This window comes from Pseudomaricurvus sp., from assembly GCF_965662505.1.
Taxonomy (GTDB): Bacteria; Pseudomonadota; Gammaproteobacteria; order Pseudomonadales; family Cellvibrionaceae; genus Pseudomaricurvus.
This window is the reverse complement of sequence record NZ_CBFIHX010000118.1, coordinates 1-10,584: the sequence shown is the minus strand read 5'-3', so window position 1 is coordinate 10,584 and position 10,584 is coordinate 1. Positions and strand designations below refer to the sequence as shown.

The following is a 10,584-nucleotide window of genomic DNA, read 5'->3' as shown; positions in this document are numbered from 1 at the left end:
AGCCCTGCCCTGGTCAATTTTCAAGTTCTCAGACGATCAGGAGATCACCCCGGGGCGACAACACCTGGACAACTTTCTTAAAGCCCGCCTACAGAACATGGAACAACAACTGACGGCAAAGACCTGGCTGACAGACTCCTTTACGGTTGCTGATATTGCCATGGCGGATGTATTAAGGCTGGTGAATCGATTCGATGGCCTAGAGGGCTACCCCGCTTGCCGAGAATATGTCGTTAAAGCTACTGGACGCATGGCTTTCAAGAAAGCTTACGCGGATCAAATGACTTTTTTTGCTGGCAAGACAAAATCTGAGTAAGAATAGAATTAAGCACAATTCGTGCGTAAACAAAGTTGATCAACACCACGCAACCTTTTCGGCGCCACGCAACATGGCATCAATCAACTCTCTGGCATCAAATTTGGTCAGCGCTTCATCAGCACCCACTTGTTTTGCCTGACTGACACTGATTTCGCTGGAAAGCGAGGTATGCAGAATGATGTAGGTGTGGGACAACTGGGGGTTATCGCGAATAGCAAACGCCAGCTCATAACCATCCAACCCGGGCATTTCAATATCGCTGACCAGGATGTCCACGGGATTACCCGCAGCGGCTTGCTGGCACATATAGTCCAGTCCGTCCTGACCATCATGGGTAAAGTGATAGGGCACGTTGATGATATCCAGAGCGTCACTCAGCTGCTTTCGGGCAGTTCGCGAGTCATCGACCAGTAAAAAGTGGAGCGGTTTCAGTCTTTCACGCTGCACATCGGTAATCGTAGCCGTCGCCCTGCCGGGGGATAAAGGAAATAATCTGGACATAATGACTTCGACATCCAGCAGCTGGACAAGATTGTCCTCTTCCTTAACCAGGCCAGTAATGTAAACGTGATGTCCCAGATTGGTATCCGGTGCCTGAATTTCGCGCCAATTGGTCTGCATGATGCGTTCAATATTGCGCACCAGAAAGCCAACCACCTGACGCTGTACATCGGTGACAATGATGTAGCAACCTTCCCTCTCCTCCTCGGCAATAGGACGTCTGCCCACAGCATGAGCCAGATCGATGACGGTAATGGTTTTGCCTCTGAAATTTAACGCACCAATCACACTAGGGTGCTGCTTAACCATGGCAGTCACCGGCGAGTATGGGATCAGCTCTCTGATCTTCAAGGTACCCAGACCAAACATCTGGCTGCCTGAAAGGCGAAATAACAGCACGCCCTGGGAGTGCTCAGCCCTCTGGGTGGACATCATGTGGCTCCGTATTGAGGTTTTGCTAGGAAGCGTTAAGGATTCTCCAGTAGTTTATCGGCCAAGGAAGGCTTAACTATAACGGCGATTTACCACCCACACTGACGATCTGCATTCTGCTCATTCAACCACGTCATTAATGGCGCAAAATAGTCATTAATGGCGGAGGCATCCAACTCACGCTGTCCGGTCAACGCTGCCATGGCTTCTGGCCAGGGTTGGCTGGCCCCCATGGACATCATGGCTTTGAGCTTATCACCGGCGACTTTGCTGCCATAGATTGAGCAGCGATGCAGAGGGCCCTCGAAGCCTATCTCATTACAGAGCGCGCGATGAAACTGAAACTGCTGAATAAAGGCCAGAAAGTAGCGAGTGTAAGGTGTGTTGCCGGGGATATGGTACTTGGCTCCGGGGTCGAAGTTGGCTTCTGTGCGCTCTACGGGCGGCTCAATGCCCTGATAGGCTTCTCGTAACTCCCACCATCCTTTGTTGTAGTCTTCTGACGGCAACCCACCACTGAACACCTGCCAGCGCCACTTATCCACCAGCAGGCCGAAGGGGAGAAACGCGATCTTGTTGAGTGCCATGTTCATCAGGTAGTCCAGATCTTCTGTCGCTGGAGGCTCCCGCTCAATCAGATCCAGTTTTTTCAGATAACCCGGTGTGATGGACAGGGCTATGGTATCGCCCAGAGCCTCATGAAAACCATCGTTGGCACTGCCCTTAAACAGGTAGGGTTGTTGATTATAAGCGCGCTGATAAAAATTGTGGCCCAGCTCGTGATGAATCGTCTGGAAGTCCTCGGCGTTTTTTTGGATACACATTTTAATACGCAGATCATCCTGATCATCCACGTTCCAGGCGCTGGCGTGACAAATGACTTCGCGGTCTCGAGGTTTGACAAACAGGGAGCGCTCCCAGAAAGTTTGCGGCAACGGATCAAACCCTAGCGAAGTAAAAAAGGCCTCCCCGATTTTGACCATATCCCGTTCGGACATGCCGGAGGCCTTAATCCTGCTGTCGAGAGTATGATTGTCCTGAGTGTCATACATCGGCAGGCCGCCGGACTTTTTCACAGGTACAGGCTTCACCAGATCGTACACATTGCCCCAGGTCTGCGCCCACATATTACCCAACAACTGCGCCGGTATTTTCCCGCTATCGGTTATAACCTTATCGCCGTAATGTTCCTGCAACCTCGCACGCACATGACACTGCAATGCGCTGTATAACGGCTTAACTTCGCGCCACTGGCGATCCATATCGGCCGCAAAGGCATCGGGATGCATGTCGTATTTGGAGCGCCACAAGGTACTGAGATCCTGATAACCCAGCTCCTTTGCTCCCGCATTAGCAATCTCCACCTGCCGCGCATACAGTTTGCGCATGGGGGGAGAAACCTTCCTCCAACCGACCCAGAGCTCCTTAAGTAATTCAGGGTCTCGGCTGTGCGCTATCACACTTTCCATTTCACCCAGAGTGTAACAACGGCTGTCATTACAATACTTCCCTGCGCCATACATGGACTCCATTTCGAGCCCCAGGTCAGCCAGCTCTCTAGCGGACTCCGTGTGTGCCGGCGCAGGGAGTGTCAAATCCTGTTTTAAGCGGATCAGCTTTCTTCGCGTGACCGGATCCAAGGTTTGATCGTCATAGGCGGCAGCCTGCTTGGCATAGCTCACCGACAGCAATGTGTATTTCTGCATTGCCTCGGCGGATAACACCTGACTGTCGTGATTGATATAGGTCGACGACAACCACATGGCATGTCCGACCTGCTTCGACGCTTTGGCCAGCTCTCTTTCAGCCTCTTCCACCAATTCTTCAGCCGACAGCGAAGGTTTTGAGAATACTCTTTCTTCTGCCATGGCCATTGGCCCCATCATCAACAAGGCCAGACAGACAAAGAGAAAAATCAAATGCTCAGGGTTCAGGCGGTGAGGTACAGTGTGAGCTATCTTGCCAGACACTTCGGGTACCCCTTTCGACAAATACATCATCGGCCTTCCCTTATAATGGAGTAGATACCTTCTATATTGGAGCAGATACCTTCTGGGCAGAACCGGTATCTTATATGACAAGCTGTAATTTATATTAAGAGTAGACGGCTAGGCTTCATCGTATAAGTGACAAGCCACACGGTGATCTTTTGCAACCACTTTCAGTAAAGGCCGCTCCCGGCGACAGCGTTCCATGACCCGGTCGCAACGCCCCGCAAAGCGACACCCCGCAGGCAGATTCACCGGTGAGGGAATTTCACCGACGATGGCATCATGCACTCTCTGTTTTTCCTGCTGCGGATCAGCCAGCGGGTTGGACTTGATCAACGCCTGAGTGTACGGGTGTTTGGGCGAAAAAAACACTTCATCAGAGGGTCCCTGTTCAATCACTGAACCCAAATACATCACCACCATGGTGTCTGAAATATAGCGTACCATGGATAAGTCATGTGCAATAAACAACAGGGTTAACCCCATGGATTGTTGCAGTTCACCCAACAGATTAATTACCTGCGCCTGCACCGATACGTCCAGCGCGGAAATGGGTTCGTCACAGACTACAAAGCCGGGCTCGGTAATCAACGCCCGGGCGATGCCAATGCGCTGGCGCTGACCGCCGGAAAACTCATGGGGATAGCGCCCCAAATACGCCGGATTCAAACTCACCTTATCCAGCCAGTTGGCGGCCAGCTCCCGCCGCTGCTTGGCGTTGCGTGTCTGAGTACCGGCTTGCAGTCGCAGGGGCTCCGTCAGGATTTCCTCAATGGTCATCCGCGGATTGAGGGACGCGTAGGGGTCCTGAAAAATCATCTGAATGTCTTTACTCAGACGACGGTAGTCAGCAGAGGTGTAGCGATTGGGCAGAGGTTGTCCGCGGAACAACACTTGTCCTGCAGACTTTTCATGCAACCCTACCAGGGTTTTTCCCAGTGTCGATTTGCCAGAACCGCTTTCACCCACCAGACCGACGATTGAATTCTCTGCAATGTCGAGACTGACATCATCCACGGCATAGAGAGTTTCGCCGCCCACCTGAAAGTGCTTACTTAAATTTTGAATTTTCATCAGCATGTGGGCGCCCTCTTCTGATACAGAGCGTCCACGTCTACTTCCGCCTGCGGATGCTGCAACCAACAACGAGACGCGTGCTTATCGATAAGACGGTGATTCGGATTTGAATCAAGTGCGATCAAATCGGGCTGTCGCTGTTCGCAAATTGTCATGGCGTAATCACAGCGATTGCAATACCCACAACCGACCGGTGGTGAGAACAAATCCGGCGGACTGCCGGGGATCGCCATCAATTTCTCATCCACGTGCATTGAGGCTGTGGGCATGGCTGACTTTAAACCCAGGGTGTAGGGGTGAGCACTGCGATAATAAATATCGTCCACACTGCCCTGCTCCACAATTTGTCCTGCGTACATGACCGCCACCTGATCTGCCATGCGAGCTACCACACCCAGGTCGTGGGTAATGAGCACAATCGCCATCCCCTCTTCCCGTTGAATCTCTCGCATCAACTCCAGTACCTGATTCTGAATCGTCACATCCAGAGCCGTGGTCGGCTCATCCGCCACCAGGACAGACGGACTGCAGGCGAGGCTCATGGCGATCACCGCGCGCTGCAACATACCGCCGGAAAATTCGAACGGGTACTGACGAGCGCGCTTGCTGGCTTCCGGTATTCGGGTGCGATCCAGCAGCTGCACCGCACGTTTTAATGCATCGCGCTGACCCATTCCCTTATGGATCATCAGGGTTTCCGCAATCTGCTCACCGATGCGCATGGTAGGATTCAGTGCGCTCATGGGATCCTGAAATACCATGCTGATGTCGACACCGCGAATTTTGTTCAGCTGCTTCACCGGCAAGTGCAACAGCTCCTTGCCATTGAGTCTGGCGGAGCCACCGACAATTCTGCCCGGCGGCATCGGAATCAGCCCCATAACGCTCATCATGGTAACGGATTTACCACAGCCTGATTCTCCTACCACGCCCAGAGTTTCACCCGGTTTTACCGAAAAGGACACGCCTCGTACAGCCTGCACACGTCCACCCTGAGCTGAAAACTCCACCTGCAAATTGTCCACGGCCAGCGCCGGTGTGCCCGGCTCGCTATTCCACTGAGAATTATCCATTACGCTCATGCTCAACCTTTCATCTTCGCATCGAGGGCATCTCGCAGCCCGTCACCCAACAAGTTAAACGCCAATACCGTCAAGCTGATAAACAGCGCGGGGAATAGCAATTCGTGGGGATGACTCATAAACGACTTCACTCCGTCGTTACACATCGCACCCCAGCTGGGAGTCGGTGGCGCCACACCCATACCGATAAACGACAGAAACGCCTCGGTAAAAATCGCCGAGGGAATCGAAAAGGTTAGTGACACCAGCACCACTCCCATCACATTGGGCAGCATATGTCGCCAAATCAAATAGTGGGTATTTGCACCCATGAGTTGAGCGGCCTCAACAAACGGCTGCTCCCGCAGTTGCAGCACCTGCCCGCGGACCAGCTTGGCAGCGGTCGGCCAGCCCAACAACACCATGGCAATCAACATCGGCGTGATGCCGCTTTCTCCTGGCCCAATGCCCATGGCCACGCGAAATAAAATCATAAACAACAGGAAAGGCAGCGCAATTACAAAGTCCGCAAAGCGCATCATGATTTCATCAACACGCCCACCCAGATAGCCGGATACCCCGCCGTAGAGAATGCCCATGGCGACGAACAGCAGCGGCGCGACAATACCAATAAACAAAGAGGTCTGGCCGCCGTAAACCAGTCTGGCCATCAGATCCCGCCCCAGATAATCCGTCCCCATCAGATGACGTTTCAGCTCGATCTCCTGCCCCAGCATAGCGTCTGCATTGTCAGCCTCCACCAGGCCGCGACTGAGCGCAGCCCGCAAGCTGATGGCATGACGAGGCTTCACCTCTACCGTACTGTAATCTGACAAGCGGCCATCACCATCGACAGCCTGAACTGAATAAAAATAACTGACGTTCTGCAGTTTGAGGCGATCCTCATAAGAAATCTGGCCCGGCTGATCAGTTTGCCCCAAGGGCAACCCCAAATCCGTCGCGCCACTGGGCACCAACAAATGACGATGAACGCGGTAAGCAATACCACCTGCCACCGGCTGCCAGGAAAGGCGCACTGATTCTGTATTGGCCTCGCCCACCACCCGCAGGCCTTCCACTTTCGCCGCGGAATCAAAAGCGGCTTGCTGCAACTGTTGCCGCGCCTCCGGCTCAACAAACCGACCCGACCAGGGTGTGGTATCCACCACCAGTGAACTTTTTTCCAGACTCGGGGATTGAGAGATTTGCGTCAAATCCTGCTCGGCAACATCAAACGAAACAAACAGCGGCAACACAAAAGAAAACGACAGCAACCCGATAATCAAATACAGGGAAACCATAGCTCGGCGATTGCGCTTCAGTCGCTGCCAGGTGTCCTGCCAAAAAGACAGCGACGGCCGCACAATCAAATCCGCCGAACGGGTTTTCACCAGCGGCTCGAAATCGGCCGGAGTCAGCTGAGGGTTTGAAGTTAATGTCGGATTGGAATTCAACGTCTGATTCATGCCATCACCCCCTGACCCTACCGACACGGATTCTCGGATCAATAAAGCCGTAGAGGATATCCACCAACAACACCATGATTACCAGAAACGCACCATAGAAAACGGTTGTGCCCATAATTACGGTGTAATCCAACTGCTGCACCGCCTGAACAAAAAAGCGCCCCAATCCAGGAATGGCAAACACCAGCTCAACCACAAAGCCACCGGTAGTGATGGCGGCAATGGAAGGCCCCAGCACCGTGATCACTGGCAAGATGGCGTTGCGCAACTGATGCTTGTAAAAGATCCGCAGCGGCGAAACGCCTTTGGCTTTCGCGGTGCGAATATAATCGGCGCTGGTCACTTCCAACATGGAGGATCGCATCAAGCGTGTCAGGTAAGCCATGGTGCCCAGCCCCAACACCAGAGCCGGTACCAACATGTGACCGAAACTCCCCCAACCGGCTACCGGCAGCAGGGAAAATCCGAGCCATTCGTTCATGGCGAGAATCCCCAATTGCCCCAGCATGGCAAACACAAAGCTGGGCACCGACACCGCTATCACCACCAGAAACATAATCACACTGTCGGGCCAGCGATCCCGATACACGGCAGTTAAAGCACCCCAGATTACACCGCCCACCGTCGCAATGATTAAGGCCAACACGCCCAGAACAGCAGAGATAGGAAAATGCTCGCGGATGATGTCGTTGACGTAGCGATTTTTCTGCGTGAAAGAAATACCAAAATCGCCGCGCAACATGTTGCCGAGAAAAATACCGTACTGTTGCAGTACCGGTTTATCCAGTCCGTAGCGGGCTTCCAGATTGCGGCGTATTTCAGGCGCGACCGCTTTCTCATTGGCCAGCGGATCACCCGGTACGGAATGCATAGCGATAAACGTGGCGGTGGCGATAAACCAGATGGTAATCACCCCGGACAACAGACGCTTTAAAATAAACTGAGTCACTGCGCAGTTCCTTGTGCAAATCGGTTGTGGCTATTTCTTCGTACGAAATTATTCATTTATACGACACGATTTCTGAGTGGAACACCATTCATTCGGACAACGCTATTCGGATGATGAAAAGGCCGCTGCAACACTTTATGAATCGGCCGGAGGTTCAATATAGGCAAAGTTGAAATTCGGATCGCCCCCCACGGCCCGACGCAGGACGCCTTTCAAGCGGGGATGCTTTACATATACCCGGCCTCGCTCATAGAGAGGCACGATAACAGCGTCTTCAAAAATAAGGCGCTGCAACTGATCAAAGGCGTGCACCCGCTCGCTCGTATCCAGCGAGCGCTGTGCCACTTCAACCCAGTGATCGTATTCCGCGCTGTTGTAGCGACCGCGATTGTTCATATTGTGACTGGCAAACAAATCCGCATAGGTCAGCAGGTCGTCATAATCCGGCCCCCAACCAGACACCACCAGATCGAACTCACCGGCGCCCATCTTCGCCAGCCGCTGTTTAAAGATCTGCATGTCCACACGAATCTCCAGCCCCAGCGCCTGCCCCAACATGGTTTGCAAATACTCTGCCGTTTTCTGTCCGCCGGGGCTGTCATCCGCCAACAGTGTGATGGGTGGCAGCTTCTCGACACCCAGTTCCTGTTTCGCTTTTTTCAGATAAGCCCGGGCTTTTTCCAAATTAAATTCCGGCTTCTGCGCGGGGTGTTCGCGCACGAAGAAATCCTTTTCGCCTTTCATCCAGCGGGGAAACAGTGTGTACGTCGGGTAGCTGCCCGGACTGCCCATCACCTTGTACACCAGATCATCGGTGTTAAAAACCTGCTGAATGGCCTTGCGCAGGTTGCGGTTGCGGGTCACCCGGTCGTCGCGCTGATTGAACTCAATATAGAAAATAGCACCGTCGAGAAACGTCTTGATCTGCATACGCTCGCGCAGTGCACCATCCAGGCTCTCGGAATTGAGATCGCTGGCGATGGCCACCTTGTTATCGCGATAGAGGTTCATCCGCGCATTGGCGTCTTCGGTGATGTAGGGAATGTCGATCAGGTTCAACCAGATATTGTCACGATTCCAGTAGTGCGGGTTTTTCGTCATGCTGACAGAAGCGCCGTGCACCCATTTCGACAAGGTAAACGGGCCGTTATAGAGCAGCTCATCGGCGTCTGCGCCATAGCGCGAGCCCCTGGCGGTATAAAAAGATTCTTTGACCGGAAATAAGGTACGAAAGGCCGTGAGACCCAGAAAATAAGGACAGGGCTGGTGCAGGGAGACTTCCAGCGTATGATCATCGAGCGCCCGCACCCCCAGCTTTGAAGGATCCATTCGGCCTTCGTTGATGGCCTGGGCGTTTAACACGGGAAACAAAATGGAGGCGTATTCGGAAGCCACCGCCGGCGTCACCGCCTGCTGCCAGGAAAACACAAAATCCTGCGCGGTCACCGGAGAACCATCGCTCCACTTGGCATCTTCGCGTAACCAGAAGGTGGCACCGTCATCGCGCAGCTGCCAGCGCTCGGCCACACCTCCTACCAGATCGCCTTCAGCGTCGTAGCTCAGCAGGCCTTCCATGACGTGGCCGAGAATCATACCGCTGACGGCATCGGTGGAAGTAATGGCGTTCAGGTCGGGGGGCTCCTGACTCATGGCCAGACGGATGGTGCGCGACTCGTAATCCATCCCCGCCGCCTGAACACCTGCGCACGACAGCAGCCACAGACACAACAACGGCCATAACCACAACGATCCCGCGATCCTTTGAGCAGCTTGAGCTCTGATCACAGGATTTCCTCCGAAAACACCCATATCCCCCATTCCTTAGCGACTTATTACCCCCAAGCATAAAGGTTTTCGTTTGCCGATGAGATGGGAAATTGTCAATCCTGTGAAATTCCGAAGCCCGGACGCAAAAAACCAGCGGCTCCCTCGGGAACAGCTGGTTTACAGTAAAATCTGGTTTAGAGTAAAGCTGGCCACAGACAGAGTGACCAACAGAAACAGCTCTACGGGCGATCAGGCCTCGGCGAGAGCCAGATGTTTCTCCAGCGCCTCAAAACCACCAATGTATTCCTGACCACAGAAGATCTGGGGCACTGTGGTCACGGTTTGACCGACGGTTTTGGACAAGTCCGCTTTGGAAATATTCTCTTCGTGGATATCCACATAGCGAAACGGCAGCTCTTTCTCTTCCAGCACCTGCTTGGCGCGACGACAGAAACCACATTGTTGATGACCAAAAATCGTGTAACGGGACATAAGCTTTCTCCAATCCAAGTGCTGTTTGATTGATAAACAGGTTACTGTTTACGCGAAAATTAGTGAAATTAATTGATTTTAATAAGCTGATAGTCAAAACCGTATAACTCGTAGCCAACTCTCAATCGCCTGCTCACAAGCGAACAACCAGACAGGCTCAGTTTTCCAGAAAAGGCAGCCAGCGGTACTGACCCAGATCAACCCGACCGGCTTCGGTCACCTCAACCCCCTCTGCCATTAACTTTTGCTTCTGCAACTCGAAGGCCGGTTCGTCGGTCAGGGCAATCTTGCCCGCCTTATTGATCACCCGATGCCAGGGCAGCTGATACTTGGCCGACAAGGTGTGCAGCAATCGAACCACCTGACGCGCAGCCCGCGGACTTCCTGCCGCTGTGGCTATATCACCGTAGGTTGACACGGTGCCTTCGGGAATGGCGCGGATCAAACGTACTACCGCTTGACTGAAAGGCGCCAGTTCAGACAGCTCATCAACTGGTCTCAACATCTATCTAGCCTCCAAAAGGTTCAG

The 10,584-nt window shown here is 53.1% G+C and carries 10 protein-coding genes; 1 reads left to right on the top strand and 9 read right to left on the bottom strand.

The features are described 5' to 3' along the window. Positions 1-316 (top strand): glutathione binding-like protein (locus ACTG33_RS14010; protein ID WP_439135847.1); only part of this gene is annotated, 316 nt, incomplete at its 5' end. Between the two features lie 39 nt (positions 317-355). Here the strand turns inward: ACTG33_RS14010 and ACTG33_RS14005 are convergent. The 9 genes from ACTG33_RS14005 to ACTG33_RS13965 form a co-directional block, all read right to left on the bottom strand. Further along, positions 356-1,255 (bottom strand): chemotaxis protein, encoded by a 900-nt coding sequence (locus ACTG33_RS14005; RefSeq protein WP_439135846.1) that lies wholly within the window; start codon positions 1,253-1,255, stop codon positions 356-358. An 86-nt stretch (positions 1,256-1,341) separates the two neighbouring features. After that, a complete protein-coding gene (locus tag ACTG33_RS14000) occupies positions 1,342-3,252 on the bottom strand; it encodes a M2 family metallopeptidase (RefSeq protein WP_439135845.1) in 1,911 nt (636 codons plus the stop codon). Between the two features lie 108 nt (positions 3,253-3,360). Then, on the bottom strand, positions 3,361-4,323 hold the full coding sequence (locus ACTG33_RS13995; RefSeq protein ID WP_439135844.1) for an ABC transporter ATP-binding protein: 963 nt from the start codon (positions 4,321-4,323) through the stop codon (positions 3,361-3,363). Then, positions 4,317-5,402, bottom strand: coding sequence for an ABC transporter ATP-binding protein (locus tag ACTG33_RS13990; RefSeq protein ID WP_439135843.1), 1,086 nt, complete (start codon positions 5,400-5,402; stop codon positions 4,317-4,319). Before ACTG33_RS13990 ends, ACTG33_RS13995 begins: the two co-directional genes overlap by 7 nt. Before the next feature lie 2 nt (positions 5,403-5,404). Next, positions 5,405-6,847: an ABC transporter permease subunit gene (locus tag ACTG33_RS13985; RefSeq protein WP_439135842.1), complete on the bottom strand. Its 1,443-nt coding sequence runs from the start codon at positions 6,845-6,847 to the stop codon at positions 5,405-5,407. Between the two features lie 4 nt (positions 6,848-6,851). Next, positions 6,852-7,796 (bottom strand): ABC transporter permease, encoded by a 945-nt coding sequence (locus tag ACTG33_RS13980; RefSeq protein WP_439135841.1) that lies wholly within the window; start codon positions 7,794-7,796, stop codon positions 6,852-6,854. A 135-nt stretch (positions 7,797-7,931) separates the two neighbouring features. After that, a complete protein-coding gene (locus ACTG33_RS13975) occupies positions 7,932-9,581 on the bottom strand; it encodes a peptide ABC transporter substrate-binding protein (protein WP_439135840.1) in 1,650 nt (549 codons plus the stop codon). Between the two features lie 231 nt (positions 9,582-9,812). Continuing rightward, positions 9,813-10,055: a GrxA family glutaredoxin gene (locus tag ACTG33_RS13970; RefSeq protein WP_439135839.1), complete on the bottom strand. Its 243-nt coding sequence runs from the start codon at positions 10,053-10,055 to the stop codon at positions 9,813-9,815. A gap of 157 nt (positions 10,056-10,212) precedes the next feature. Beyond that, entirely contained in the window at positions 10,213-10,560 is a 348-nt protein-coding gene (locus ACTG33_RS13965) for an MGMT family protein (RefSeq protein ID WP_439135838.1), read from the bottom strand. Between the last annotated feature and the right edge of the window lie 24 nt (positions 10,561-10,584).

What these genes read in the sequence shown, in the direction of transcription:
- ACTG33_RS13965 (WP_439135838.1), bottom strand. Translation starts at nt 10,560, where the DNA reads ATGTTGAGACCAGTTGATGAGCTGTCTGAACTGGCGCCTTTCAGTCAA.
- ACTG33_RS14000 (WP_439135845.1), bottom strand. Translation starts at nt 3,252, where the DNA reads ATGATGTATTTGTCGAAAGGGGTACCCGAAGTGTCTGGCAAGATAGCT.
- ACTG33_RS13995 (WP_439135844.1), bottom strand. Translation starts at nt 4,323, where the DNA reads ATGCTGATGAAAATTCAAAATTTAAGTAAGCACTTTCAGGTGGGCGGC.
- ACTG33_RS13970 (WP_439135839.1), bottom strand. Translation starts at nt 10,055, where the DNA reads ATGTCCCGTTACACGATTTTTGGTCATCAACAATGTGGTTTCTGTCGT.
- ACTG33_RS14005 (WP_439135846.1), bottom strand. Translation starts at nt 1,255, where the DNA reads ATGATGTCCACCCAGAGGGCTGAGCACTCCCAGGGCGTGCTGTTATTT.
- ACTG33_RS13985 (WP_439135842.1), bottom strand. Translation starts at nt 6,847, where the DNA reads ATGAATCAGACGTTGAATTCCAATCCGACATTAACTTCAAACCCTCAG.
- ACTG33_RS13990 (WP_439135843.1), bottom strand. Translation starts at nt 5,402, where the DNA reads ATGAGCGTAATGGATAATTCTCAGTGGAATAGCGAGCCGGGCACACCG.